At 75.0% G+C, this 25,703-nt stretch carries 24 protein-coding genes, 1 pseudogene and 1 riboswitch; of the genes and pseudogenes, 12 read left to right on the top strand and 13 right to left on the bottom strand.

Features of this window, described 5'->3' with window-relative positions; genetic code table 11:
- Window positions 1-192 precede the first annotated feature (192 nt).
- The 3 genes from ACFW1I_RS05650 to ACFW1I_RS05640 are packed head-to-tail and all read right to left on the bottom strand — an operon-like array spanning window position 193 to window position 2,388.
- Complete coding sequence (locus ACFW1I_RS05650) at window positions 193-621, bottom strand: universal stress protein (protein ID WP_384666345.1); 429 nt, start codon at window positions 619-621, stop codon at window positions 193-195.
- A gap of 56 nt (window positions 622-677) precedes the next feature.
- Entirely contained in the window at window positions 678-1,304 is a 627-nt protein-coding gene (locus ACFW1I_RS05645; protein ID WP_384666344.1) for an FMN reductase, read from the bottom strand.
- 4 nt (window positions 1,305-1,308) lie between these two features.
- Window positions 1,309-2,388, bottom strand: a complete 1,080-nt coding sequence (locus tag ACFW1I_RS05640; protein WP_384666342.1) for an LLM class flavin-dependent oxidoreductase — start codon at window positions 2,386-2,388, stop codon at window positions 1,309-1,311.
- A gap of 173 nt (window positions 2,389-2,561) precedes the next feature.
- Between ACFW1I_RS05640 and ACFW1I_RS05635 the strand changes: the two genes are divergently transcribed.
- From ACFW1I_RS05635 to cobM, 3 genes are all read left to right on the top strand, one after another.
- Window positions 2,562-2,702, top strand: a complete 141-nt coding sequence (locus tag ACFW1I_RS05635; protein WP_169092966.1) for a DUF6126 family protein — start codon at window positions 2,562-2,564, stop codon at window positions 2,700-2,702.
- Window positions 2,703-2,788: 86 nt separating this feature from the next.
- Window positions 2,789-4,030 (top strand): precorrin-6y C5,15-methyltransferase (decarboxylating) subunit CbiE, encoded by a 1,242-nt coding sequence (gene cbiE, locus ACFW1I_RS05630; protein WP_384666339.1) that lies wholly within the window; start codon window positions 2,789-2,791, stop codon window positions 4,028-4,030.
- A complete protein-coding gene (cobM, locus tag ACFW1I_RS05625) occupies window positions 4,027-4,776 on the top strand; it encodes a precorrin-4 C(11)-methyltransferase (protein WP_384666337.1) in 750 nt (249 codons plus the stop codon). The genes cbiE and cobM overlap by 4 nt, the downstream gene beginning before the upstream one ends.
- A gap of 48 nt (window positions 4,777-4,824) precedes the next feature.
- Here the strand turns inward: cobM and ACFW1I_RS05620 are convergent, their stop codons facing one another.
- On the bottom strand, window positions 4,825-4,899 hold the full coding sequence (locus ACFW1I_RS05620) for a 50S ribosomal protein bL37 (RefSeq protein ID WP_099895366.1): 75 nt from the start codon (window positions 4,897-4,899) through the stop codon (window positions 4,825-4,827).
- 92 nt (window positions 4,900-4,991) lie between these two features.
- Between ACFW1I_RS05620 and ACFW1I_RS05615 the strand changes: the two genes are divergently transcribed.
- On the top strand, window positions 4,992-5,669 hold the full coding sequence (locus ACFW1I_RS05615; protein WP_384666335.1) for a hypothetical protein: 678 nt from the start codon (window positions 4,992-4,994) through the stop codon (window positions 5,667-5,669).
- Here the strand turns inward: ACFW1I_RS05615 and ACFW1I_RS05610 are convergent.
- Together ACFW1I_RS05610 and ACFW1I_RS05605 are read right to left on the bottom strand one after the other, a co-directional pair.
- A complete protein-coding gene (locus ACFW1I_RS05610) occupies window positions 5,654-6,217 on the bottom strand; it encodes a GNAT family N-acetyltransferase (RefSeq protein ID WP_384666333.1) in 564 nt (187 codons plus the stop codon). The two genes, ACFW1I_RS05615 and ACFW1I_RS05610, sit on opposite strands and share 16 nt — an antisense overlap.
- Window positions 6,218-6,352: 135 nt before the next feature.
- Window positions 6,353-7,471: a cobalt-precorrin-5B (C(1))-methyltransferase gene (locus tag ACFW1I_RS05605; protein WP_384666331.1), complete on the bottom strand. Its 1,119-nt coding sequence runs from the start codon at window positions 7,469-7,471 to the stop codon at window positions 6,353-6,355.
- Between the two features lie 12 nt (window positions 7,472-7,483).
- Between ACFW1I_RS05605 and ACFW1I_RS05600 the strand changes: the two genes are divergently transcribed.
- Together ACFW1I_RS05600 and ACFW1I_RS05595 are read left to right on the top strand one after the other, a co-directional pair.
- A complete protein-coding gene (locus ACFW1I_RS05600; RefSeq protein WP_384666329.1) occupies window positions 7,484-8,209 on the top strand; it encodes a cobalt-precorrin-6A reductase in 726 nt (241 codons plus the stop codon).
- A 37-nt stretch (window positions 8,210-8,246) separates the two neighbouring features.
- Complete coding sequence (locus tag ACFW1I_RS05595) at window positions 8,247-9,818, top strand: serine hydrolase (protein WP_384666327.1); 1,572 nt, start codon at window positions 8,247-8,249, stop codon at window positions 9,816-9,818.
- A 4-nt stretch (window positions 9,819-9,822) separates the two neighbouring features.
- On the opposite strand, the gene ACFW1I_RS05590 is transcribed toward ACFW1I_RS05595, so the two are convergent.
- From ACFW1I_RS05590 to ACFW1I_RS05580, 3 genes are read right to left on the bottom strand one after another with little or no spacing between them, the layout of a single operon-like run.
- Window positions 9,823-11,307: a precorrin-2 C(20)-methyltransferase gene (locus ACFW1I_RS05590; protein WP_384666354.1), complete on the bottom strand. Its 1,485-nt coding sequence runs from the start codon at window positions 11,305-11,307 to the stop codon at window positions 9,823-9,825.
- A 5-nt stretch (window positions 11,308-11,312) separates the two neighbouring features.
- Complete coding sequence (locus tag ACFW1I_RS05585; protein WP_384666325.1) at window positions 11,313-11,948, bottom strand: precorrin-8X methylmutase; 636 nt, start codon at window positions 11,946-11,948, stop codon at window positions 11,313-11,315.
- A gap of 2 nt (window positions 11,949-11,950) precedes the next feature.
- Complete coding sequence (locus ACFW1I_RS05580) at window positions 11,951-13,183, bottom strand: cobalamin biosynthesis protein CobG (protein ID WP_384666323.1); 1,233 nt, start codon at window positions 13,181-13,183, stop codon at window positions 11,951-11,953.
- Between the two features lie 79 nt (window positions 13,184-13,262).
- Window positions 13,263-13,397, top strand: a riboswitch (cobalamin riboswitch).
- 38 nt (window positions 13,398-13,435) lie between these two features.
- Between ACFW1I_RS05580 and cobN the strand changes: the two genes are divergently transcribed.
- Window positions 13,436-17,041 carry a cobaltochelatase subunit CobN gene (gene cobN / locus ACFW1I_RS05575; RefSeq protein WP_384666321.1) on the top strand — a complete coding sequence of 1,202 codons (3,606 nt, stop codon included), beginning with the start codon at window positions 13,436-13,438 and terminating at the stop codon, window positions 17,039-17,041.
- Here the strand turns inward: cobN and ACFW1I_RS05570 are convergent.
- Together ACFW1I_RS05570 and ACFW1I_RS05565 are read right to left on the bottom strand one after the other, a co-directional pair.
- Window positions 17,038-18,737: pseudogene (locus ACFW1I_RS05570) on the bottom strand (ABC-F family ATP-binding cassette domain-containing protein). The gene cobN and the pseudogene ACFW1I_RS05570 sit on opposite strands and share 4 nt — an antisense overlap.
- Before the next feature lie 147 nt (window positions 18,738-18,884).
- Window positions 18,885-19,232, bottom strand: a complete 348-nt coding sequence (locus tag ACFW1I_RS05565) for a DoxX family protein (protein WP_384666319.1) — start codon at window positions 19,230-19,232, stop codon at window positions 18,885-18,887.
- A 92-nt stretch (window positions 19,233-19,324) separates the two neighbouring features.
- Between ACFW1I_RS05565 and ACFW1I_RS05560 the strand changes: the two genes are divergently transcribed.
- Together ACFW1I_RS05560 and ACFW1I_RS05555 are read left to right on the top strand one after the other, a co-directional pair.
- Complete coding sequence (locus ACFW1I_RS05560; protein WP_384666318.1) at window positions 19,325-19,765, top strand: MarR family winged helix-turn-helix transcriptional regulator; 441 nt, start codon at window positions 19,325-19,327, stop codon at window positions 19,763-19,765.
- A gap of 80 nt (window positions 19,766-19,845) precedes the next feature.
- The gene (locus ACFW1I_RS05555; protein WP_384666316.1) at window positions 19,846-20,724 is read left to right on the top strand and encodes an alpha/beta fold hydrolase; all 879 of its coding nucleotides are present in this window, start codon (window positions 19,846-19,848) and stop codon (window positions 20,722-20,724) included.
- Window positions 20,725-20,749: 25 nt separating this feature from the next.
- Here the strand turns inward: ACFW1I_RS05555 and ACFW1I_RS05550 are convergent, their stop codons facing one another.
- On the bottom strand, window positions 20,750-21,718 hold the full coding sequence (locus ACFW1I_RS05550) for a S8 family peptidase (protein WP_384666314.1): 969 nt from the start codon (window positions 21,716-21,718) through the stop codon (window positions 20,750-20,752).
- 177 nt (window positions 21,719-21,895) lie between these two features.
- Between ACFW1I_RS05550 and ACFW1I_RS05545 the strand changes: the two genes are divergently transcribed.
- A complete protein-coding gene (locus ACFW1I_RS05545) occupies window positions 21,896-22,870 on the top strand; it encodes a DUF1648 domain-containing protein (RefSeq protein WP_384666312.1) in 975 nt (324 codons plus the stop codon).
- Between the two features lie 2 nt (window positions 22,871-22,872).
- Window positions 22,873-23,229 (top strand): GntR family transcriptional regulator, encoded by a 357-nt coding sequence (locus ACFW1I_RS05540; RefSeq protein ID WP_384666310.1) that lies wholly within the window; start codon window positions 22,873-22,875, stop codon window positions 23,227-23,229.
- Between the two features lie 5 nt (window positions 23,230-23,234).
- On the opposite strand, the gene ACFW1I_RS05535 is transcribed toward ACFW1I_RS05540, so the two are convergent.
- Window positions 23,235-24,206: a D-2-hydroxyacid dehydrogenase family protein gene (locus ACFW1I_RS05535; protein ID WP_384666308.1), complete on the bottom strand. Its 972-nt coding sequence runs from the start codon at window positions 24,204-24,206 to the stop codon at window positions 23,235-23,237.
- Between the two features lie 90 nt (window positions 24,207-24,296).
- Here ACFW1I_RS05535 and ACFW1I_RS05530 point away from each other — a divergent pair.
- The coding region (locus ACFW1I_RS05530) for a hypothetical protein (RefSeq protein ID WP_384666306.1) at window positions 24,297-25,703 on the top strand (1,407 nt) is incomplete at its 3' end.

The raw sequence follows: 25,703 nt of genomic DNA, 5'->3' as shown, positions 1-25,703 counted from the left end.
CAACGGCAGCGGCGCGGGCGCAGCCCGCAACGGCCCCGCCGGGCCCGGGGGTGGGCACCGCCACAGTGGAACAACTGCCCACAACGGCAGCGGCGCGGTCGCCCGCAACGCCCCAGCCGGGCGCAGCCCGCAACGAAACGGTGGGGGCGCTGCCCGCAACGGCGGTGGCGTGGTGGTGGGTGCCGTTGGGGGTCAGGTGCCTCGGACCACTACGACCGGGCAGGGGGCGTGTTGGGTGACGTTGGTGGAGACCGAGCCCAGGACGGCCGCCTTGAAGCCGCTGTAGCCGCGGTCGCCGACGACCAGCAGGCTCGCCCCCTCCGCCTGGTCGATCAGCGCCTGCGCCGCGTTGCCGCCGACGACCGTGCGGGTCGCCGCGGCCGCCTCCTCGGGGGTGAGGGCCTCGGTGAGGGACTGGTCGAGGATCTGCTTGGCGAGGCGTTCCGGGTCGAACTCCGGTGGGACGCCCGGCATCAGCGTCGCCCAGGACGCCGGGTACTCCCAGCCGGTCACCGCGTGGAGGGTGTCCCCGGTGAGGGCGGCCTGGGCGGCCGCCCACTTCAGTGCCTTCAGGGAAGGCTCCGAGCCGTCCACGCCCACCACGATCCTGCCGCCGGCCATCGCCGACCTCCGTTCGTCGGGAGTTTCCGATTACCTCTCACAACGTAACAAAACCGTCAGTCGAGGCGGAGGTCGGCCAGCTGCTTCTCGAAGGGGACGAGCTCCTCCTCGGGCCCGGGACGGCTGTTCGCGCCGGCCCCGACCAGGTCCGCGAACTCCTCGCCCGCGCGGGTGATCCGGTGCGGCAGGCCCTCGGTGTACTCGTCGCCGCCGGTGCCCCAGTCCTCCGAGGCCGCGTAGACGGCGGTCGGGGCGGTCCGGGCCCGCAGGTAGGCGAAGAGCGGGCGCAGCGCGTGGTCGAGGACCAGGCTGTGGCGGGCGGTGCCGCCGGTCGCGCCGAGGAGGACCGGCGTACCGGTGAGCGCGGACGGGTCGATCAGGTCGAAGAAGGACTTGAAGAGGCCGCTGTAGGAGGCGGTGAAGACGGGCGTCACCGCGATGACGCCGTCCGCGCCGGTCACCTTGTCGATGGCCTCCTGGAGCGCCTCCGAGGGGAAGCCCGTCACGAAGTTCTTCGCGATGTCCACGGCGAGGTCGCGGAGTTCGACGACCTCGACCTCGACCGCGTACTCCTGCTCGGCCAGCCGGTAGCGGGCGGCCTGGAGGAGCCGGTCGGCGAGGAGCCGGGTGGAGGAGGGGGCGCTGAGTCCGGCGGACACGGCGACGAGCTTCAGGGTCTGCATGGCGTCAGACCTCCTTCGACGCGAGGACGGCGGGGTGGAGCGGGGCGGTGGCGGGGACGCCGGCGGGGCGCAGGTTCGCGAACTCCTTGCGGAGCACCGGGACGACCTCCTCGCCGAGGATGTCGAGCTGTTCGAGGACCGTCTTCAGGGGCAGTCCGGCGTGGTCGACGAGGAAGAGCTGGCGCTGGTAGTCGCCGACGTACTCGCGGAAGGACAGGGTGCGCTCGATGACCTCCTGCGGGGAGCCGACGGTCAGCGGGGTCTGGCTGCTGAACTCCTCCAGGGAGGGGCCGTGGCCGTAGACCGGCGCGTTGTCGAAGTACGGGCGGAACTCCCGTACCGCGTCCTGGGAGTTCTTCCGCACGAAGACCTGGCCGCCGAGGCCGACGATCGCCTGCTCCTCGGTGCCGTGGCCGTAGTGCGCGTACCGCTGGCGGTAGAGGCGGACCATCTTCTCGGTGTGCTGCTTGGGCCAGAAGATGTGGTTGGCGAAGAAGCCGTCGCCGTAGTACGCGGCCTGCTCGGCGATCTCCGGGGAGCGGATGGAGCCGTGCCAGACGAACGGCGGGACGCCGTCGAGCGGGCGCGGGGTGGCCGTGAAGCCCTGGAGCGCGCTGCGGAACTTGCCCTCCCAGTCGACCACGTCCTCCCTCCACAGCTTGTGGAGGAGCGCGTAGTTCTCGATGGCGAGCGGGATGCCCTGGCGGATGTCCTGGCCGAACCACGGGTAGACCGGGCCGGTGTTGCCGCGGCCCATCATCAGGTCGACGCGGCCGTCGGCGAGGTGCTGGAGGGTCGCGTAGTCCTCGGCGATCTTCACCGGGTCGTTGGTGGTGATCAGCGTCGTGGACGTGGAGAGGATCAGGTTCTCCGTGCGGGCCGCGATATGGCCGAGGAGGGTGGTCGGGGAGGACGGGACGAACGGCGGGTTGTGGTGCTCGCCGGTCGCGAAGACGTCGAGTCCGACCTCTTCCGCCTTGAGCGCGATGGCGACCGTGTTCTTGATGCGCTCGTGCTCGGAGGGGGTGCGGCCGGTGGTGGGGTCGGTCGTCACGTCGCCGACGGTGAAGATCCCGAACTGCATCGTGGTCACCTCTCGCGTTCCGGGTTAGTGGTTGAAGCTTAAACTATCCCGCTCAACGGTGCCACCCGTCCCCGTATTCCGACCCCTCCCGACGCCGTACTCCGCCCCGGGCCCGCGCGCCCCGTGCCCGCGAGCCCCGGGCCCGCCCGCCCCGTACCCGTACCCTGGACGCCATGACGGAGAAGACGCACGACAACGAGAGCTGGAAGGAGCGGGGCGTGATGCTCCGCGTCTTCGTGTACGTCTTCGCCACCCACGCCTTCGCCGGCTTCGTCTGGCTCCTCTTCTACGTGGGGCAGAACGCGCAGAAGTGAGGGCACGGCGGGGCAGGCCCTCCGGGCCCCGGACGTGAGGGCGGCCACGTGCCGCCCACCTGCGCCCCTCACGTAGAGTCCCCGACGTGAACGCTGCGATATCGGTGGTGTCGGTCGTCGGGATCGGCGCGGACGGCTGGGACGGGCTCCCCGAGGGCTCCCGCCGGGTCCTGCGCGCCGCCGAGGTGCTGATCGGCGGCCCCCGCCAGCTGGACCTGCTGCCCGCGGACGACTGCCCGGGCCGGCGGATCGCCTGGCCGTCCCCGCTCCGCCCCGCCGTCCCCGGGCTGCTCGCCGAGCACACCGCGGCCGGCCGCCGGACCGCCGTCCTCGCCAGCGGAGACCCCTCCTTCTACGGGATCGCCCGCACCCTCGCCGAGGCCGCCGGGGACCTGGACCTCGACGTCCGCCCGCACCCGTCCTCCGTCTCCTACGCCTGTGCCCGCCTCGGCTGGCCCCTGGAGGCCGTCGACACGCTCTCGCTCGTCGCCCGGCCGCTCGACGCCCTGCGCGCCGCGCTCCACCCCGGCCGCCGGCTCCTCCTCCTCGGCGAGGGCCCCGAGACGCCCGCGCGGGTGGCGGCGCTGCTCCGCGAGGCGGGCTGGGGCGGGACCCGGATCCGGGTCCTGGAGCAGCTCGGCGGCCCCGCCGAACGGCTCCTCGACGCCACCGCCGCCGACTGGCCGCACCCGCGCACCGACGCCCTGCACGTCCTCGCCCTCGACTGCGTCCGCGACCCCGGCACCCTGCGGCTCGGCAGCACGCCCGGGCTGCCCGACGAGGCGTACGAGCACGACGGGCAGCTCACCAAGCGGTACGTCCGCGCCGCCACGCTCGCCGCGCTCGCCCCCGCCCCCGGCGAACTGCTCTGGGACGTCGGCGGCGGCTCCGGCTCCATCGGCGTCGAATGGATGCGGGCCCACCGCGACTGCCGGGCGATCGCGGTCGAGAAGTCCCCCGAACGGGCCGGGCGGATCGGCCGCAACGCCGCCGCCCTCGGCGTCCCCGGGCTGCGGGTCGTCACCGGCCCCGCGCCCGACGCCCTGGCCGGCCTGGAGACCCCCGACGCGATCTTCGTCGGCGGCGGACTCACCGCCCCCGGCCTGCTCGACACCTGCTGGGACGCGCTCCCCGACGGCGGCCGGCTCGTCGCCAACACCGTGACCCTGGAGTCCGAGGCGCTGCTGGCCCGCTGGTACGCCCGGCACGGCGGCGAGCTGATCCGGCTGGCCGTCTCCGCCGCCGTGCCCGTCGGCGGCTTCACCGGCTGGCGCGCGTCCATGCCGGTCACCCAGTGGTCCGTAACGAAGGGTTCAACGAACGCATGACCGTCTACTTCATCGGCGCGGGCCCCGGCGCGGCCGACCTGATCACCGTGCGCGGCGCCCGCACCCTCGCGGCCTGCGGGGTCTGTCTCTACGCCGGCTCCCTCGTCCCCCGCGAGCTGCTCGCCGAGTGCCCGCCGGACGCGAAGCTCGTCGACACGGCGAAGATGCACCTGGACGAGATCGTCGCGGAGATCGCCGCCGCCCACGCGGCCGGCCAGGACGTGGCGCGCCTCCACTCCGGCGACCCGTCCGTCTTCAGCGCCATGGCCGAGCAGATGCGGCGGCTCGACGCGGCGGGCATCCCGTACGAGGTCGTGCCCGGCGTCCCGGCCTTCGCGGCGGCCGCGGCGGCGCTCAAGCGGGAGCTGACCGTCCCGACCGTCGGCCAGACCGTCGTCCTCACCCGCATCGCCCAGCAGGCCACCCCCATGCCCGAGGGCGAGGACCTGGCCACCCTCGGCCGCAGCGGCGCCCTGCTCGTCCTCCACCTCGGCGCGCGGTACGTCGACCGGATCGTCTCCGAGCTGGTCCCCCACTACGGCGTGGACTGCCCGGCCGCCGTCGTCGCCATGGCCAGCCGCCCCGACGAGGTCGTCCTGCGCGGTACCCTGGAGGACATCGCGGAGCAGGTGAAGGCGGCGGGCATCACCAAGACGGCCGTCATCATCGTCGGCCGCACGCTCGCGGCCTCCGAGTTCCGCGACAGCCACCTCTACGACCCGGCCCGCGACCGCCACACCTGCTGACACGCGGCGGGGCCCCGGGGAGTCCGATCCCCGGGGCCCCGGCACGGCTCAGGCGTTGGGCCGCTTGCCGTGGTTCGCCTTCTTCTTCTTGCGGGCCCGCTTCTTGTTGCCACGCTTCGCCATGGGACTCCCTCTCGTGCGGGGGTTTCGTGGGGGTAAGCCTAGGTTCGGGGGCGGGGCGCCGCATGTCGGTGGCACCCCTTTCAATGGGACCCATGACCGTCTACGACACGGCCCGGGCGCTGCCGGGCATCGAGGAACTGTGCGACCGCTCCCGGGGGCTCGCGATGCTGGACGCCGTGCTGAGCCCCGCGTGGGAGGGCCGGTTCTACTCCTTCGACGCGCACTGGTCCGAGACCGAGCAGCTGGCGTCGATGAAGGACGGCCAGGGCGGCGAGTACACGATCGTCCTCTCCCCGGCGGGCGCCTTCGCGCGCGTCTTCGACCACGAGTCGCCGCTGAGCCCGTACGGGCCCCTCGCGGACGGGCAGACCTGGCCCGGCGTCCTCGACGGCGTCCCGGACGCCTTCCGGGAGTACCTGACGGAGCCCGCCTTCCTGGACGAGGACGACGTCCACGTGACCACCGCCTGCCTGTGGCGCGAGACCGCGGACACGGCCTGGCGCACCGGCCCGGTCGCCTTCCCCGACCTGGACGACCACCCGGACCCGGACGGCTCCGGCCGCCTCCTCCACCTCCTCGTGGACCGGACGGCGGAGGCGTACGCCGAGTGGGCCTCGGACTACTACGGGACGCCGGTCGCCGTCGACGCCGTCCGCCACGTCCTGGCCCTGCGCCCGCTGACCCCGGAGGTCGTGACGGCCCTCAACCCGGCGACGACGCCCGCGGACCTCGCCGAGGACATCGCGGAGATCGGCTACCCGACGGCCTGACGGGCCGCCGCCCACTCCGGCGCCAGGACCGACATCACCGTCGCGTCGACCCGCTCGCCCTCCCACAGCAGGGCGCCGCGCAGGACGCCCTCGGCCGTGAAGCCGGCCTTCTCGTAGGCGCGGCGGGCGCGCGGGTTGAAGGCGTAGACCTCCAGCCAGACGCGGTGGAGGCCGAGGGCGTCGAAGGCGTGGCCGACGAGGAGGCGGGTCGCCTCGGTGCCGAGGCCGCGGCCGATGCCCTCGGGGGCGAAGCAGATGCGGAAGGCGCAGCTCTCGTTGCCGGGGTCCCACTCGTTGAGGACCGCCTCGCCGATCACCCGGCCCGTCGCCCGCTCCACGACCGCCAGGTCGAGCCGGTCGTCGGTCGCGGCCCGCGAGCCGTACCAGCGGCGCAGCGCGGGCTCGTCGAAGCGGGTGTGGCTGCCGGTCAGGCGGGTCACCTCGGCGTCCTCGAACATCGGGAGCAGCGCGGGCACGTCGGCCTCGGTGACGGGACGGAGGACCACCAGGTCACCGGTGAGGGTGGGCTTGTGCGAGAAGTCGGCCATGCGGGGATTCTCGGCGCCGGTCCGGGGCGGTGTCCTGCCGTTTTACGGGCCTGCCGTTCTACGGGAGCGCCGGTCACGGGCCGACCGTTCTACGGGCGCGCCGGTCACGGGCCGACCGTTCTACGGGCGCGCCGGTTACGGCCCGGCCGGGGTCGAGCGGCCCACCACCGTGCCCGCGCGGTCGATGCAGACCACGTCGACGGTGACCGGGGCGCCGCGCAGCACCGCCAGGGCCTCGTCGCGGGCGCGGGCGGCCACCAGGTCGCCCAGGGGGACGCCGGCGGCCTCGCACAGGCGGAGGGCGGCGAGGCCCGTGTTGGCCTCGGCGACCTCCGCCGCCAGGGCGTCCGGCGCGCCGCCCTCCCGGGCCAGCTCCGCGAGGAAGCCCTTGTCGACCTGGGAGCGGGCCGAGTGCAGGTCCAGATGGCCGGCGGCGAGCTTGGAGAGCTTCGCGAAGCCGCCGCAGACCGTCAGGCGGTCGACGGGGTGGCGGCGGATGTACTTGAGGACCGCGCCCGCGAAGTCGCCCATGTCGAGCAGGGCGATGTCCGGCAGGTCGTAGAGCCGGGTGACCGTGCGCTCGGAGGTGGAGCCGGTGCAGCCGGCGACATGGGTGAGACCGCCGGCGCGGGCCACGTCCACGCCCCGGCGGATCGAGTCGATCCAGGCCGAGCACGAGTACGGGACGACGATCCCGGTCGTGCCGAGGATCGACAGGCCGCCGAGGATGCCGATGCGGGGGTTCCAGGTGGAGCGGGCGATCTCCGCGCCGCCGTCCACGGAGACCGTGATCTCGACGTCGCCGGGCGCCCCGTGGGCCGCCGCCACCTCCGCCACGTGGGCGCGCATCAGCTCGCGCGGCACCGGGTTGATCGCCGGCTCGCCGACCTCCAGGGGGAGGCCGGGGAGGGTGACCGTGCCGACGCCCTCGCCCGCGCGGAAGACCACCCCGGAGCCCGCCGGGAGGAGCCGTACCGTCGAGCGGATCACCGCGCCGTGGGTGACGTCCGGGTCGTCGCCCGCGTCCTTCACCACGGCCGCCATGGCCGCGCCGCCGGTCAGGGACTCCGCCGTCAGCGCGAAGGACGGCGTCTGGCCCTTGGGCAGGGTGATCGTCACCGGGTCCGGGAAGTCGCCGGTGAGCAGCGCGGTGTAGGCGGCGGTCGTCGCGGCCGTCGCGCAGGCCCCGGTCGTCCAGCCGGGCCGGAGACCGGTGTGCTTGAGTTGGGCCTCGCGCCCGCCGCCGGTACTCACGAAGAGGCTCCTATGCACGTACTCATTCTCGGAGGGACGACCGAGGCCCGCGCCCTGGCCGGGCTGCTGCACCCCGGGACGAGGGTGACGAGCTCCCTCGCGGGGCGGGTCGCGGCGCCCCGGCTGCCGGCCGGGGAGGTCCGGATCGGCGGGTTCGGCGGGCCGGACGGGCTCGCCGCGTGGGTGCGGCAGCACGCCGTGGACGCGGTCATCGACGCCACCCATCCCTTCGCCGAGCGGATCAGCTTCAACGCGGCCCGGGCGGCCGCCACCGCCCATGTTCCCCTGCTGGCCCTGCGCCGCCCCGGCTGGGTCCCGGGGGAGGGCGACGACTGGCGGGACGCGGGCTCCCTGGCGGAGGCGGCGGAGGCGCTGGACGGGCTCGGCGACCGGGTGTTCCTGACCACCGGCCGGATGGGCCTCGCGGCCTTCGCCGACCGCCCGGAGTGGTTCCTGGTGCGGTCGGTCGACCCGCCGGACGCCCCGATGCCGGCCCGGACCGAAGTCCTGCTCGACCGGGGGCCGTTCACCCTCGACGGGGAGCGGGAGCTGATCGCCCGTCACCGCGTCGACGTCCTGGTGACGAAGGACAGCGGCGCCGCCGCCACCGCCCCCAAGCTCACCGCCGCCCGCGAGGCGCGCATCCCGGTCGTCGTCGTCCGCCGCCCCCCGGCCCCGGAGGGCGTCCCGACGGCGACGACACCGGAGGAGGCCGCCGCCTGGGCCGCCGCGCTCTGACCCCCTCGCCGCGACAGACACCCCCGCCCGGCGTTCAATGGGAGGCGTGGCTACCGTTCGCTGGCTTGTCGCGACGGGGCTGGCGGCACTGCTCGGCGTCACCGCGCTCGGGCCGAGCCCCGGCCCCACCCCCGCTCCTACGCCGCCGCCGAACCAGCCCCCGCCCGAGCTCGACGCCGCCGATGTGCGGCGGGCCGTCGACCGGTTGGACGGGGTGGTCGAGGCGGCCATGAAGCGGACCGGGGTGCCGGGGGTCGCCGTCGCCGTCGTGCACGACGGGAAGGTGCTGCACCTGGAGGGGTACGGGGTGCGGAAGGCGGGCGAGAGCGCCGCCGTCGACGCCGACACCGTCTTCCAGCTGGCCTCCGTCTCGAAGCCGATCGCCTCCACGGTCGTCTCCGGCGCCGTCGGCGTCGACGGCTGGTCGCAGCCGGTCGCGCCGCACGTGCCGCGCTTCGCGCTCAAGGACCCGTGGGTGACCTCGCACGTCACGGTCGCGGACCTGTTCTCGCACCGCAGCGGGCTGCCCGACCACGCGGGCGACCTGCTCGAAGACCTCGGCTACGACCGGGAGTACATCCTGTCCCACCTGCGGTACGAGCCCCTGGCGCCGTTCCGCGCGAGCTACGCCTACACCAACTTCGGCCTGACGGCGGCCGCGCAGGCCGTCGCCGACGAGAAGGGCGTGCCGTGGGAGAAGCTGGCCGAGGACGTGCTCTACGGGCCGGCCGGGATGGACGACACCAGCTCCCGCTTCGAGGACTTCGAGAAGGCTCCCGACCGGGCCTGGGGGCACGTGAGGACCGGCGGGGAGTGGAAGCCGGAGTTCGTCCGCGACCCGGACGCGCAGTCGCCCGCCGGCGGGGTCAGCTCCACCGCCCGTGACATGGCGGTCTGGCTGCGGCTCCAGCTCGCGAACGGCGAGCTGGACGGGAAGCGGATCGTCGCGGCAGACGCCCTGGAGCGCACCCACTGGCCCGAGGCGGTGGCGAGTCCGCCGCGCGCCCCGGCCGCCCGCACCGGCTTCTACGGCCTCGGCTGGAACGTGAGTTACGACGACGCCGGACGCCTCCGGCTGTCCCACACGGGCGCGTTCGCCGAGGGCGCGCACACCAACGTGACGATGCTGCCCGGCGAAGAACTCGGCATCGTCGTCCTCACCAACACCTCGCCGGTCGGCGTCGCCGACGCCGTCGCCCTCGACTTCTTCGACATCGCGGAGACCGGTGAGGTCAGCCGGGACTGGATCCCGCTGGTCGACGCCGTCTACCAGCAGCAGGAGGACGAGGGCCGGTCGGACACCGACTACGCCCGCCCGCCCGCGGACGCCGTGCCCGCGAAGGACGCCGACGCCTACACCGGCACGTACCGCAGCGCCTACTACGGCCGGGCGGAGGTCGTGGCCGGGGACGACGGGACGCTGACGCTCCGGCTGGGGCCGGAGCCCCAGTCGTACCGCCTCGCCCACTACGACGGCGACGTGTTCAGCTTCGAGACCCGCGGCGAGAACGCCGTCGGCCGCACCGGCGTCACCTTCGCCGCGGACGGGAAGTCCTTCACCGTCGAGTACCTGGACGGCGAAGGACTCGGGACCTTCACCCGGGACTGAGCCGTCAGCCGTACCGCCGCGGGGTCCAGGCGATGGTGCGGCCGTCGCCGCGGTCGACCGCCCGGGTCTGCGAGGAGCCGACGAGGAGCAGGGTCCGCATGTCGACCTCGGAGGGCTCCAGGGTCTTCAGCGTCACCACCCGCACCGACTGCTCCGGGCCGCCGACGTCACGGGCGACGACCACGGGGGTGTCGGGCGAGCGGACCTCCAGGAGGAGGTCGCGGGCGGCCGCCACCTGGTGGGTGCGGGACTTCGAGCCGGGGTTGTAGAGGGCGAGGACGAGGTCGGCCTCGGCGGCGGCGCGGAGCCGGGCCGCGATGACGTCCCAGGGCTTGAGCCGGTCGGACAGCGAGATCGTCGCGTAGTCGTGGCCGAGGGGCGCGCCGGCCGCGGCGGCGGCGGCGTTGGCGGCGGTGACGCCGGGGAGGACCCGGACGGGCACGTCCGCGTACGCCGGTTCGCAGGCGACCTCCAGGACGGCGGTGGCCATGGCGAAGACGCCGGGGTCGCCGCCGGAGACGACCGCGACCTTGTGCCCGCGCCGGGCCAGGTCGAGGGCGAACTCGGCCCGCTCGGACTCCACCTTGTTGTCGGAGCCGTGCCGGATCTGGCCGGGGCGCAGGACCGGCACCCGGTCGAGGTAGGTGGTGTAGCCGACGAGGACGTCGGCGTTGACGAGCGCGCCGCGCGACTCGGGGGTGAGCCAGGGCGCGCCGGCGGGGCCGGTGCCGACGACGGTGACCTCGCCGCGCTCGCGCACCGGATTGGCCTGGTCGATGCGGGAGGGGAGGACGGCGACCGAGAAGTACGGGACCGTCGACGGGTCCACGTCGGCGAGGCGGTCGGTGCGCTCGCCGGCCATGAACGCGCGCTCCACGTACCGGGCGTCGTCCAGCCGGCCGGCCCGCTCCAGGGCGCGCCGCACGGTGGGGAAGGTGCGGCCGAGCTTCATGACGACGGCGGAGTCGGTGCCGGCGAGGCGGGCGGCCAGCTCGTCCTCGGGCAGGGTGCCGGGGATGATCGTCAGGACCTCCTCGGCCTCGCACAGCGGCTCGCCGAGGCGGGCGGCGGCGGCGCTGACGGAGGTGACGCCGGGGATGACGGTGGTGTCGTAGCGGTCCGCGAGCCGCTTGTGCATGTGCTGGTAGGAGCCGTAGAACAGCGGGTCGCCCTCGGCGAGGACGGCGACCGTGCGGCCCGCGTCGAGGTGGGCGGCGAGCCGGGCCGCGGCCTCCTCGTAGAAGTCGTCGAGGGCGCCCCGGTAGCCGCCGGGGTGGTCGGTGGTCTCCACGGTGAGCGGGTACATCAGCCGCTCCTCGACGTGGTCCTCGCGGAGGTGGGGGGCGGCGATGGAGCGCGCTATCGAGCGGCCGTGGCGGGCCGAGTGGTAGGCGACGACGTCGGCCTCGGCGATGGCCTTCACGGCGGCGAGGGTGAGGAGGTTCGGGTCGCCGGGGCCGAGGCCGACCCCGTACAGCTTGCCCTTCACTACGGTCACTGCTGGATCTCCGGTTCGTGCGCGAGGGCGTTGAGGGCGGCGGCGGTGATGGCGCTGCCGCCGCGCCGGCCGCGGACCACCAGGTAGTCGAGGCCGAGGTCGTTGGCGGCGAGGGCGTCCTTGGACTCGGCGGCGCCGATGAAGCCGACGGGGATGCCGAGGACGGCGGCGGGCTTCGGCGCGCCCTTGGCGATCATCTCCAGGAGGTGGAAGAGCGCGGTGGGGGCGTTGCCGATGGCGACGACGGAGCCTTCGAGGCGGTCGCGCCACAGTTCGAGGGCGGCGGCGGAGCGGGTGGTGCCCAGCTCGGCGGCGAGGGCGGGCACGGCCGGGTCGGAGAGCGCGCACAGCACGTCGTTGTCGGCGGGCAGCCGCTTGCGGGTGACGCCGGAGGCGACCATCTGCGCGTCGCAGAGGATGGGGGCGCCGGCCTGGAGGGCGGCGCGGGCGCGGGTGACGACGCCGGGGGAGTACGCGATGTCCCGGACGAGGTCGGTCATGCCGCAGGCGTGGATCATGCGGACGGCGACGGTGGCGACGTCGGCGGGCAGGGCGCCGAGGTCGGCCTCGGCGCGGATCGTGGCGAAGGAGCGGCGGTAGATCTCGGCGCCGTCTTTCTCGTACTCGTACATCCTCAGCTCTTTCTCGTACGGGCCGCCGCCACGGCTTCGGCCAGGGCGGTGCGGGGGACGGGCGCGCCGTCCAGCAGATAGGTGCCGGAGTCCCGGGCGGTGACCTCGATCCAGGTGCCGTGCGGATGGCCGCAGCGGCGCTCGCAGCCGGAGTAGTGCACGGGCAGCGGGCCGCCGGGCGCGCGGGCCGCGTCGGCCCGCACGTCGGCGAGGGACTTGGCGCAGCCGGGCAGGCCGGTGCAGGCGGTGACGCCGGTGCCGGGGGCGGCCGGGTCGCTGATCAGGCCGGCCGTCTCCAGGGCGGGGAGCCGGGTCCCGTCGGTGCCGACGGCGACCACCCCGCGCCACGGCGTGAGCCGGAGCTCGGCGGCGCCGTCGGCGAGCGCCCGCAGCCGGCCGGCGGTGAGCCGGCCGAGCGGGGCGAGGACGTGCAGGGCGTGCTCGCCGAGCGGTCCGGGCGCGGGCGGTGGCGTCCCCGGGGAGGAGAACGGGGGTACGGGCTCCGCGGTGATCGCCGCCCGGGCGAGGGCGCCGGCCCAGTCCGGGAGGTGCCCGGGCGGGAGTTCGCGTGGGCGCCAGGCGCCGGTGGCGGCGGCCGCGGCGGCGTCGAGGAAGGCGAGGGCGCAGGCGAGGGCGGCGGGGACGGCGTCGGCGGCGGGCAGCCGGAAGGTCCCGGAGCCGGTCTCCAGGAGGGCGGCGCCGTCCGGGGCTGCGATCAAGGTCACATCGCCGCCGAGTCCGGCGACGTCGCCGCGGCCGTCGTCGAGGACGAAGAGGAAACGGCCGGAGAGGGCCGCCGCGCGGGGTTCGGCGCACAGCGCCGCGTCCAGGGCGCGGGCCCACAACTGCACGTCGGCGTGGCCGAGTCCGTCGAGTCCCGCGGCGGGGGAGGCGACGATGTTCCGGACCCGTTCGTGGGTGGGGGAGGGCAGCAGGCCGGCGTCGCCGAGGAGCGCGGCGAGTGCGGCGCCGCAGCCGTCGCGCAGCCCGCGCAGCTCGGCGTTGCCGCGCGAGGTGACGGAGAGGCTGCCGTCGCCCAGGGTCTCGGCGGCGTCGGCCAGGACGAGTGCCTGATGGCACGTCAGTCTCCCGGCGGGGAGCCGGAGTCGGGCGAGGAATCCGTCGGCGGCGGCGTGCAGCCGGAGCGCCCCCGGGCACGCGTCGCCACGGTCCCGTATGCGAGGTTCGCCCGGTTCGGGCGGGCTGGGCGGGGTCGGCGGCATGGCGGCGAGCATACCCACGGGGAACCGGGCGGCCACCGAGTGTGATCCGGCCGACTCCCCGGCCCCCTCCGGCCCGCCGACGCCAGGATCTACTATGCAGATCGGCATGGGGTCCCAGGACCCCGGGGAGGAAGCCCGGTGAGAATCCGGCGCGGTCCCGCCACTGTGAGCCCGAGCCGGCGACGGCACGGGTGAGTCAGGAACTCCCCGCCGACCACGACCACCCGGGGCGCGGAAACCCCGAGGAAGGGCCTGAGCCTCGCCATGCTCCTGCTGCTGTCGCACTCCGACACCGACCTGCTCAGCGCCCGCGCGGCCGGGGGGCCGGTGGAGTACCGCTTCGCCAACCCCTCCCGGCTCCCGCTGGCCGACCTCCCCGCTCTGCTCGACGGCGTCGAGCTGGTCGTGGTCCGCCTGCTCGGCGGCGTCCGCTCCTGGCAGGAGGGCCTCGACGCGGTCCTCGCCGCCGGAAAGCCGGTCGTCGTCCTCAGCGGCGAACAGGCCCCCGACGCCCAGCTGATGGCCGCCTCCACCGTGCCCGTCGGCGTCGCCACCGAGGCGCACGCCTACCTCGCCCACGGCGGCCCCGCCAACCTGGAGCAGCTGGCCCGCTTCCTCGCCGACACCGTCCTCCTCACCGGCCACGGCTTCGAGGCCCCGGCGCCCGCCCCCACCTGGGGCCCGCTGGAGCGCACGGCCCGCGTCACCGAGGGCCCGACGGTCGCCGTGCTCTACTACCGCGCCCACCACATGAGCGGCAACACCGCCTTCGTCGGCGCCCTCTGCGACGCCATCGAGGACGCCGGGGCCCGCGCGCTGCCGCTGTACGTGGCCTCCCTGCGGGCCCCCGAGGAGGAACTCCTCGCCGTGCTGCGCGGCGCCGACGCCATCGTCACCACCGTCCTCGCCGCGGGCGGCACCAAGCCGGCCGCCGCGCAGGCCGGCGGGGACGAGGAGGCGTGGGACGCGGGCGCGCTCGCCGCGCTCGACGTGCCGGTGCTCCAGGCCCTGTGCCTGACGAGCTCGCGCTCCGCCTGGGACGAGAACGACGAGGGCCTGTCGCCGCTGGACGCGGCCAGCCAGGTCGCCGTCCCGGAGTTCGACGGCCGGCTCATCACCGTCCCGTTCTCCTTCAAGGAGATCGACGAGGACGGCCTGCCCGCCTACGTCGCCGACGCCGAGCGCGCCGCCCGGGTGGCCGGCATCGCCGTCCGGCACGCCCGCCTCCGGCACATCCCGAACGCCGAGAAGAAGCTGGCGCTGGTCCTCTCCGCGTACCCGACCAAGCACTCCCGGATCGGCAACGCCGTCGGCCTCGACACCCCCGCCTCCGCCGTCGCCCTGCTGCGCCGGCTGATCGCCGAGGGCTACGACTTCGGCCCGGCCGAGGAGCTGCCCGGCCTGGTCTCCGGCGACGGCGACGAGCTGATCTACGCCCTGATCGAGGCCGGCGGCCACGACCAGGACTGGCTCACCGAGGAGCAGCTGGCGAAGAACCCGGTCCGCATCCCGGCCGCCGACTACAAGCGCTGGTACGCCGAGCTGCCGGCCGAGCTGCGCGAGCGGGTCGAGGAGCACTGGGGCCCGGCGCCCGGCGAGATGTTCCTCGACCGGTCCCGGAACCCGGAGGGCGACATCGTCCTCGCGGCGCTCCGGCGCGGGAACCTGCTCGTCCTCATCCAGCCGCCGCGCGGCTTCGGCGAGAACCCGATCGCGATCTACCACGACCCCGACCTGCCGCCGTCGCACCACTACCTGGCCGCCTACCGCTGGATCGCGGCGCGCGCGGAGGACGGCGGCTTCGGCGCCGACGCCATGGTCCACCTGGGCAAGCACGGCAACCTGGAGTGGCTGCCCGGCAAGAACGCCGGCCTGTCCGCCGCCTGCGGCCCCGACGCGGCCCTCGGCGACCTGCCGCTCGTCTACCCGTTCCTCGTCAACGACCCCGGCGAGGGCACCCAGGCCAAGCGCCGCGTCCACGCCACGCTCGTCGACCACCTGGTGCCGCCGATGGCCCGCGCCGACTCGTACGGCGACATCGCGCGCCTGGAGCAGCTGCTCGACGAGTACGCGCAGATCTCCTCCATGGACCCGGCGAAGCTGCCCGCGATCCGCGCCCAGATCTGGACCCTGATCCAGGCCGCCAAGCTCGACCACGACCTCGGCATGGCGGAGCGGCCCGACGACGACGGCTTCGACGACTTCCTGCTGCACGTCGACGGCTGGCTGTGCGAGGTCAAGGACGCCCAGATCCGCGACGGCCTGCACGTCCTGGGCGGCGCGCCGGAGGGCGAGGCCCGGGTCAACCTGGTCCTCTCCATCCTCCGCGCCCGCCAGATCTGGGGCGGCACACAGGCGCTGCCCGGGCTGCGCGAGGCGCTCGGCCTGGACGAGTCCGCCGCGACCCGCACCACCGCCGACGAGGCGGAGGCGAAGGCCCGCGAGCTGGTCGAGGCGATGGAGGCGGCCGGCTGGTCGGTGGACGCGGTCGCCGAGGTCGCCGCCGCGTACGGCCGGGAGGTCCGGGACGTCCTGCGCTTCGCCTGCGAGCAGGTCGTGCCGCGCCTCGCCGCCACCACCGACGAACTCGGCCACGCCGTGCACGCGCTGAACGGCGGCTTCGTGCCGGCCGGCCCGTCCGGCTCGCCGCTGCGCGGCCTGGTCAACGTGCTGCCGACCGGCCGGAACTTCTACTCCGTCGACCCGAAGGCCGTGCCGTCCCGGCTCGCCTGGGAGACCGGCCAGGCGCTCGCCGACTCGCTGCTGACCCGCTACCGCGAGGACAACGGCGAGTGGCCCACCTCCGTCGGTCTCTCCCTGTGGGGCACCAGCGCGATGCGCACCGCCGGCGACGACGTCGCCGAGGCGCTGGCGCTGCTCGGCGTCCGGCCGCTGTGGGACGAGGCGTCCCGCCGCGTCAACGGCCTGGAGCCGATCCCGCTCGCCGAGCTCGGCCGCCCGCGCGTCGACGTCACGCTGCGCATCTCGGGCTTCTTCCGGGACGCGTTCCCGCACGTCATCGGCCTCCTCGACGACGCCGTCCGGCTGGTCGCCGGGCTCGACGAGCCCGCGTCGGAGAACTACGTCCGGGCCCACACCCAGGCCGACCTCGCCGAGCACGGCGACGAGCGCCGCGCCACCACCCGCATCTTCGGCTCCCGGCCCGGCACCTACGGCGCCGGCATCCTCCAGCTGATCGACTCGCGGGACTGGCGCACCGACGCCGACCTGGCCGAGGTGTACACGGTGTGGGGCGGGTACGCGTACGGGCGCGGGCTCGAAGGCCGCCCGGCGCGCGCCGAGATGGAGACCGCGTACAAGCGGATCGCGGTGGCGGCGAAGAACACCGACACCCGCGAGCACGACATCGCCGACTCGGACGACTACTTCCAGTACCACGGCGGCATGGTGGCGACCGTCCGCGCGCTGCGGGGCACCGCCCCCGAGGCGTACATCGGCGACTCGACCCGCCCGGAGACCGTCCGCACCCGGACCCTGGTGGAGGAGACCTCCCGGGTCTTCCGGGCCCGGGTGGTCAACCCGCGCTGGATCGAGGCGATGCGCCGCCACGGCTACAAGGGCGCCTTCGAGCTGGCCGCGACCGTCGACTACCTCTTCGGCTACGACGCCACCACCGGGGTCGTCGCCGACTGGATGTACGACAAGCTCACCCAGGAGTACGTCCTCGACGAGACGAACCAGGCCTTCCTCAAGGAGGCCAACCCCTGGGCCCTGCACGGCATCGCGGAGCGCCTCCTGGAGGCCGAGTCGCGCGGCATGTGGGAGAAGCCGGACCCGGAGACCCTGGCCGCGCTGCGCCAGGTGTTCCTGGAGACGGAGGGCGACCTGGAGGGATCCGAGGACGACTAGCGGGCCGTCGTCAGGGCCGCCGGCTCCAGGACGAGGCGCCGGCCCCGGAAGCCGGAGCGCAGCCGCCGGTCGTGGCTGACGATCACCAGCGTGCCCCGGTAGGTGGCGAGCGCGGCCTCGATCTCCTCCACGAGGGCGGGGGCCAGGTGGTTGGTCGGCTCGTCCAGGAGGAGCAGGTCGGCCGGGGCGGTCACCAGCCGGGCCAGTTCCAGCTTGCGGCGCTGGCCCGTCGACAGCAGTCGGACCGGGGTCGTCAGATCCCGGGCCGTGAAGAGCCCGAGGGCGAGCAGTTCGTCCTCGCGGCCCTCTCCGAATGCCTCGCCCACCGTACGGGGGTCGTGGGGTGAGGCAGTGTCCTGGCGGAGCAGTCCGACCCGGGCGGGGCCCGGGGACCGGCCCCCCGCCCGGGGGCCCCCCCCCCCCCCCCCCCGGTCGGGGGGGGGTGGGGGGTGGCTTTGCGCGGGGGTCGAAGCCCCCCGGGGGGGGCCCGGGCCCCCGCCCCCGCGTCCGGGGCGACCTCGCCCGCCAGGACCTGGAGGAGGGTGGTCTTGCCCGCGCCGTTCGGGCCGGTGACGAGCAGCCGCTCGCCCGGTTCGAGGCGCAGGGCGTCGAGCCGGAGGCGGCCGTCGACGCGGACGCCGGTCAGCTCGACGGCGGCTCCGTCACCGTCGAGCGCCGCCCGGAAGCGCAGCGGTTCGGGCGGCGGCGGGACCGGGTGGTCGGTGAGCCGGGCCAGCCGCTCGCGGGCGGCGCGGATCCTGCTCATCGCGCCGTGCGCCCGCGACCGGGCCCGGAAGGCGCCGGCGCCGCTGAAGGCGGCGGGGGCCTTGCGCGGGATGGCGGTGAAGCGGTCGATGGCGCTGTCCGCGAGGGCGCGGTGGCGGGCCAGCTCGGCCTTCCACTCCTCGTGCTCGCGTGCCCTGCGGGCCCGTTCGGCGGCGCGTCCGGCGAGGTAGCCGGCGTAGCCGTCGCCGTAGCGGCGCAGGGTGTGCCGGTCCTCGTCGACCTCCACGATCGCGGTGGCGACCCGGTCGAGGAAGGCACGGTCGTGGGAGACGGCCACGACCGTGCCCCGGTGGGCGCGGAGCCGTTCCTCCAGCCAGGCCACGGCCTCGTCGTCGAGGTCGTTGGTCGGCTCGTCGAGCAGCAGCAGTTCGGGGTCGGCGGCGAGGACGCCGGCCAGGGCGAGCCGGGCCCGCTGCCCGCCGGAGAGCGTGGCCAGCGGCCGGTCCCGGTCGGGCGGGGCGGTCTCGCCGAGCCGGCGCAGCACGGTCGCCACCCGCCGGTCGGCCCCGGCCCCGCCGCGCGCTTCGTAGGCGGCGAGCAGTCCGGCGTACCGGTCGAGTCCGGCGGGGGTGAGGGCGCCCTCCGCGGCCCGGATCTCCCGCTCCAGCTCCCTGATCTCCGCGAGCGCGTGGTCGACGGCGTCGCCGACGGTCGCGGTCGCGGGGAGGTCGGGGGTCTGGGCGAGATGGCCGAGGCCGCCGGGGGTCTCGACGGCCACGGTGCCGTTGTCGGCGGTTTCGAGGCCGGTGAGGAGCCGGAGCAGGGTGGACTTCCCGGAGCCGTTGTCCCCGACGACGCCGAGGCGTTCGCCGGGGCGGACGGTGAGGGAGGCCCGGTCGAGGACGGTCCGGTGGTGGACGTACCGGTCGTCGTAGCGCTTGGTGACCTCGGTGAGTGACGCACGGAACAAGGGCGGTCTCCTGCCGTCGGGGACACGGGACGAGTGACGAGACGGTTCGTCTCGACTCGTCGACCGTACGGCGTGGGGGGACCCTTTGGCAAGACGATTCGTCTCGTCTCGTCTCGTCTCGCTTCCTTCCGTTCCGTCGGGCGGGGATCAGGCGCTGGCTATGCGCAGCACCAGGGCGACCGCCGGGAGCACGGTCAGGACGACGACCGGCGCCAGCGTGTAGTCCTTCGCGCGCACGTGGGTGATGAGGGCGCCGATGAAGTAGAGGACCAGGCCGATCGCGGCGGCCTCGCCGAGCGCCGGGACCACCAGGCCGGCGAGCAGGCCGAGCGCGCCCGCCACCTTCGCCGTGCCCAGCCAGGGCAGCCAGGTCTCCGGCACCCCCAGCTTCGTCATGTTCCCCGCCACGGCCGGGTTGCGGGTGAAGGTCATGACGGCGGAGCCGGTCATGGCGAGGGCGAGCAGGCCGGCGACGACGGCATAGGCGATGAACATGGGGGTGCTCCAACGATCCGGGGACGGAAACCATTGAAGCGTAACAACGATTTCTCTCGCTCCACAATGTACTTGTTGTTACGGTGGACGACATGGCAGCCCTCCCGACCGACCGGCTCGGTTTCCTCCTCTCCTTCCGCGGAGAGCTCACCGGCGCGCGCATCCGCTCCGCCCTGGGCGCCGAGGGGCTGCATCCGCGCAACGCGATGACCCTGATGCAGCTCGCCCCCGCGCCCATGAGCCAGCGCGACCTGGCCGCCGCGATGGAGATCGACCCCAGTCAACTGGTGGCGATCCTCAACGAGTTGGAGGCGGAGGGGCTGGCCGAGCGACGCCGCGACCCGTCCGACCGGCGCCGCCACATCGTCGAGATCACCCCGGCCGGGGCGGCCGTCCTCGACCGCATCGACCACGCCGTCAGCGAGGCCGAGCGCGAACTCTTCGCCGACCTCACGGAGGCCGAACGGACCCTGCTGCGGGGCCTGCTGGACCGCGTGGTGGTCGACCCGTCCGCCCACGAGTGCGGCGAGTAGAGGACGGCCCGATCCGGGCGATGAGTTTCCGGCCCGGCGGTCGTCTACACCCGTGAGAGCACCGCACGGAGGAGAGAACGATGGCCGAGCCCACCACCCGCATCCTGGAGACCGCCGGCGCGACCCTGCGCTACGACGTCCGCCCCGGCACCGGTGCGGACCCGCGTCCTCTGCTGCTCATCGGCTCCCCCATGGACGCGACCGGATTCACCACGCTCGCCTCGCACTTCACGGACCGGACCGTCGTCACGTACGACCCCCGCGGCGTCGGCCGCAGCGAGACCGCCGACGGCGGCCCGGTGGAGATCCGGCCGGAGGAGCACGCCGACGACCTGGCCCGGCTGATCGACGACCTGGCCGCCGGTCCGGTGGACGTCTTCGCCAGCAGCGGCGGAGCCGTCAACGCCCTCGCCCTGGTCGCCCGCCGTCCCGAGCTGGTGCACACCCTCGTCGCCCACGAGCCGCCCGCCGCCGGGATCGTCCCGGACGGCGCCGAGGCCCTGGCCGCCTGCGCGGACGTCCACGCGACCTACCTGCGGGACGGCTGGGGCGTCGGCATGGCGAAGTTCATCGCCCTCACCAGCCACGAGGGGCCGTTCCCGGCGGACTGGTCCGGGCTGCCGGTGCCGCCGCCGGAGACCTTCGGCCTGCCGGCCGGGGACGACGGGCGCCGCGACGACCCGCTGCTCGGCCGGAACCTGCGCTTCTGCACCTCGTACGTCCCCGACACCGAGGCGCTGAAGGCGGTCGGCGCGGCCGGCGCCCGGATCGTCGTCGCCGCGGGCGAGGAGTCCCGGGGGCAGCTCGCGGCCCGGGCCGCCGCCGCGCTCGCCGACCGCCTCGGCACCCCGCTCGCCGTCTTCCCCAGCCACCACGCGGGCTTCCTGGGCGGCGAGTTCGGCCAGCAGGGCGCGCCGGAGGAGTTCGCGAAGACGCTGCGGGCGGTCCTGGAGGGCTGAGCCCCGGAAGGGCCGAGCCTCCGCGTCACTGTCCGTCGGCCGCCGCCTTCACCGCGGCGGCCGCGTCCACGTTGCCGAGGCCCAGCTTGAGGTTCTGCGTCGGGTTCTTCGCCGTGTCCCGGATCGCCGCCATGATCTCCGTGGGGGACAGGCCCTGCTGGTGGAGGAGGGCGGCCACGGCGGAGACGTACGGCGAGGCCATCGAGGTGCCGGAGAGCTTGCCGTACCCCGTGGTGTTCCTCAGGGTCTCCTTCGACGTGTAGGTCGGCAGCGTGGAGAGGATGTCGACGCCGGGCGCCGCCACCGCGTCCTGCGCGCCGAAGTTGGTGAAGGAGGCCGGCTGACCGTTCGCGTCGGCCGCGTTGACGACGAGGACCGGGGTCTCCAGCTCGTACGGCTGGAGCAGGGTCGCGTCGTTGCCGGCGGCGGCCACCACGACCGCCCCCTTGCCGTTGGCCACCGAGATCGCGTCGTTGAGGACGCCGCCCTTGAGCAGCCGGGCCATCAGGCCGGACTCGCCGAGGGAGAGGTTGATGACGTCGGCGCCGTGCTGGGCGGCCCAGACGATCCCCTTGGTGATGTTCGCGTCGCTGCCGCTGCCGTCGGCGCCCAGCACCCGGACCGGCATGATCTTCGCGCCGCGCGCGCCGCCCGCGATCCCGACGCCGTTGTCGGTGTGGGCGGCGGCGATGCCGGCGACATGGGTGCCGTGCCCGTTGAGGTCCTTCGGCTCGTCGTCGCCGTCCACGAAGTCGTAGCCGTCCACGAGCCGTCCCCGCAGGTCCGGGTGGTCGGGGTCGACGCCGGTGTCGACGACGGCGATCACCGTGTCCTCGCCCTCGGCGGTCGACCAGGCGTCGGGGAGCTTCAGCGCGTTCAGCGCCCACTGCTGGTTCCGCAGCGGGTCGGGCTCGTCGTCGCTGCCGCAGCCGGTGGCGAGGGCCGCGGTCAGGGCGGCGAGGACGGTGAGGGCGGCGGCGGACCGACGGCGCATGAAGACTCCCCATTCGGCGGCAAAGGTCTGCTTATGTCGCTGATCTGCCCTATTCAACAACCGGCCGTGGGGGCCCGCATCCGGAACGGAGACGGGCAGGGGCCTGCCGCCAAACCACATTGTTCTAGTAGAGTGCGAACAAGTCAGATCGAGAGCGAGAGACCACGGGAGGGTTCCATGTCCACCGCCCCACGCACCGCCGCGCTCCGCGCCCCGCTCCGCCTCCGCGCCCTCGCCGCGCTCCCGTTCCTGCTCGCCACCGCCGCGTACCTGCTGCTCCTCGCCGTCTGGTCCGACCGGCTGCCCGACCCGCTCGCCACCCACTTCTCCACCGGCGGCGAGGCCGACGGCTTCACCGGCCGGACCGCCTTCGCCGTCGTCGGCGCCGCGCTGCTGCTCACCCTCGGCGCCGGCTGGACCGCCCTCGTCCGGCGCGGCGCGCTGTGGGGCGCCTGGCTGACCGCGGGGCTCCTCGGCACGCTGCTCTGCCTGGTCGTCCGGGACAACCTCGACGCGGCCGACGCCGCCGGGGTCCGCTCCCCGCTCACGAACCTCGCCGTCGCGCTCGCCGTCGGCGCGGTCTGCGCCCTCGCCGGGCACGCCCTCTCCCGCCTGGTCCCGCCCGAGGACACCACCGCCGCCGCGGACGGCCCCGGCGTCGACCCGGACGCGCCCCGCCTCGACCTCGGCGCCGGCGAGATCGCCGGCTGGTCCCGCGCCACCGCCTCCGCCCCGCTCACCGCGCTCGGCCTGCTCCTGCCGGCCGCCGGCGCCGTCGCCGCCCTCCTCGGAACCTGGCCGCTGCTCCCGCTCGCCGTCCTGATCGGCGTCCCCGGCCTCGCGCTCGCCCGGGTCCGCGTCAACGTCGACCGCCACGGCCTCACCGTCCGCTCGACGCTCGTCCCCCGCCCCCGCGTCCACGTGCCGCTCGCCGACATCGCCGGCGCGGACGTGCGCGAGGTCGCCGCCCTCGGCGAGTTCGGCGGCTGGGGCTACCGGGTCCGCGCCCACCGCACCGGCGTGATCCTCCGCTCCGGCGAGGCCCTGGTCGTCCGGCGCGGCGACGGCCGCGAGTTCGCCGTCACCGTGCCCGACGCCCGTACCGCCGCCGCCCTCCTCAACACCCTCGTCGAACGCCGTGGAAGGCTCTGACCGTGCTCTTCCGTGTCGACCCCGCCTCCGCCGTCCCGCTCGGCGACCAGATCGCCGCCTGCGTCCGCGGCGCCCTCGCCGACGGCACCGCCGCGCCCGGCGAACGGCTCCCGGCCGCCCGCGAACTCGCCGACTCCCTCGGCGTCAACGTCCACACCGTCCTCCGCGGCTACCAGCGGCTCCGCGAGGAGGGCCTCATCGAACTCCGCCGCGGCCGCGGCGCCATCGTCGTCCCCGGCGCCACCGCCCCCGACCGCGCCCGCCTCGTCACCCGGCTGCGCGAGGCCGCCGCCGAAGCCCGCGAACAGGGCCTCACGGACGAGGAGTTCCTCGCCCTGGCCCGTACCGTGCTCGACTGACCGCCTCAGGAGAGGACGCGGACCGGCGCGCCCGCCAGGTACGCCTCCACGTCCTCCACCGCCTGCCCGAAGTAGCGGGTGTAGTTCGCCTCGGAGACATAGCCGAGGTGGGGGAGGGCCAGCACGTTCGGGAGGGTGCGCAGCGGGTCGTCGGCCGGCAGCGGCTCCGTCTCGTACACGTCGAGCCCGGCCCCCGCGAACCACCGCTCGCGCAGCGCCCGCAGCAGCGCCGGGCCGTCCACCAGACCCGCCCGCGAGGTGTTCACCAGGTACGCCCCCGGCCGCATCGCCCGCAGCTCCGGCTCGCCGACGAGGCCGCGGGTGCGGTCGGAGAGCACCATGTGCAGCGAGACCACGTCGCTCGCCGCGAACAGCTCCGTCTTGTCCTTCGCGAGCCGCACGCCGTCGCCGTGCGCGGCGACCCGCTCCTCCGTCAGGTTCGGGCTCCACGCGAGGACGTCCATGCCGAAGGCGCGGCCGACGGCGGCGACCCGGCCGCCGATCTTCCCCAGGCCGAGCAGGCCCAGCGTGCGGCCCGCCAGGTCGCCGCCGACGGTCGACTGCCAGGGCCCGCCCTCGCGCAGCGCCCGCGCCTCCGTCGTGACGTGCCGGACCAGGCCCAGGATCAGCGCCCAGGTCAGCTCGGCGGGCGGCTCGGAGCCGCTGGCCGTGCCGCAGACGGTGATCCCGCGCTCCCGGCAGGCGGCCAGGTCGATCGAGGCGTTGCGCATCCCGGAGGTGACGACCAGCCGCAGCCGGGGCAGCCGGTCGAGCAGGGCGGCGTCGAGCGGCGTCCGCTCCCTCATCACCACCAGGATCTCGCAGTCCCCGACGGCGGCGGCCAGCGCCTCCCGGTCCGTCAGGTGGTCGCGCAGCACCCGCACCTCCACCCGGCCGTGGAGCGGGCTCCAGTCGGCGGAGGCGAGGGCGGCGCCCTGGTAGTCGTCGAGCACGGCACAGATCGGCAGCGAAGTCATACCGGCATGATCGCCCACGGGTCCGCTCCGGCGTCACCCGTTCGGTCCGCCCGGGGCGACGGGCGCCCGCCCCGCCCGCACAGTGGCCGCATGGGAGCACCAGCCGGCGGGAACGACGACGAACTCACCACGCTGCGGGCCCGCGTGGCCGCGCTGGAGGCGACGGCCGCGCAGGGCGCGCCGAAACGGGAGCACCACCGGCTGCGGTCCTTCTTCGCCGCGCTGCTGATCGTCGTCGGCTGCGTCCTCGTGCCGCTGGGCCTGGTCGCGGCCTGGACCTCGGACCTGCTCGGCGACACCGACCGCTATGTGCAGACGGTGGAGCCGCTCGCCTCCGACCCGGACGTGCAGGCGGCGGTCGCGAACCGGGTGACCGGCGCCGTGATGGAGCACATCGACCTGCCCGCGCTCCTCGAAGGAGTCGCCCCCGACCAGCGGCCGCTGGTGGAGAAGGCGCTCGGGAAGCTCGGCGGCTCGCTGGAGAGCGCGCTCTCCAGCTTCGTCCACGACCGTGCCCAGGACGTCGTCGCCTCCCCGGCCTTCCAGACCATCTGGAGCGACGCCAACCGGGCGATCCACACCTCCCTCGACCGGGCCCTGACCGGCGACGAGGACGGGGCCGTGAAGATCGAGACGGACGCGGTCACGATCGACCTGGCGCCGGTCATCGAGCGGGTGAAGGAACGCCTCGTCGACTCGGGCCTCACGGTCGCCTCCAACATCCCCGAGGTGCACACCGACTTCACGGTCCTGCGGTCCGACGACATCGGGAAGGCGAAGACCGGGTTCGCGCTGCTCCAGACGCTGGGCGTGTGGCTGCCGGTGATCGCCGTGCTCTGCGTGGCCGGCGGGGTGCTGCTGGCGGTGCGCAGGCGCCGGGCGCTGGTCGCCGGCGCCCTGGGCTTCGCGGTGGCGGCGATCGTCCTCGGGATCGCCCTGACCGTCTTCCGTACGGTCTACCTCAACGCCCTGCCCTCCTCGGTCTCCCCGGCGGCCGCCGGCTCGGTCTACGACACGCTGATCCGCTTCCTGCGCACCTCGGTCCGGGTCTTCGCGGTCGTCGGCGTCCTCGTCGCCCTGGTCGCCTGGCTGTCCGGGCCGAGCCGCCCGGCCGTCCTGGTGCGCGGCCTGTGGCACTCGGGCATCGCCGCCACCCGATCGACGGCGGACCGGGCGGGGATGCGGCTGGGCCCGGTCGGCCCGTTCGTCCGCCGCTTCCACACCTGGATCGTGTGGATCCTGGTCGCGGCCGCCGTGCTCACCTTCGTCCTGTGGTCGCACCCGACCGGCTGGGTCGTCGTCGGCCTGGCCCTGGCCCTGCTCTTCGCCCTGGCGGTGACGGACTTCCTGGCCGATCCGGAGGAACCGGAGCGGCCGGAGGCCGGCGCCGCGCCGCCGGCGGCCGGGGGCGCCCCCCCCCCCGGCCGGGGGGCGGGCGGCCCCCCCCGCCCGCGCGCGCCGCCCCCCCCCCCTCGCCGAGCGGGGTCGGGCGCCCGT

Source organism: Streptomyces sp. NPDC058955, assembly GCF_042741435.1.
GTDB lineage: Bacteria > Actinomycetota > Actinomycetes > Streptomycetales > Streptomycetaceae > Streptomyces.
This window is presented reverse-complemented; position numbering and strand designations above follow the sequence as displayed.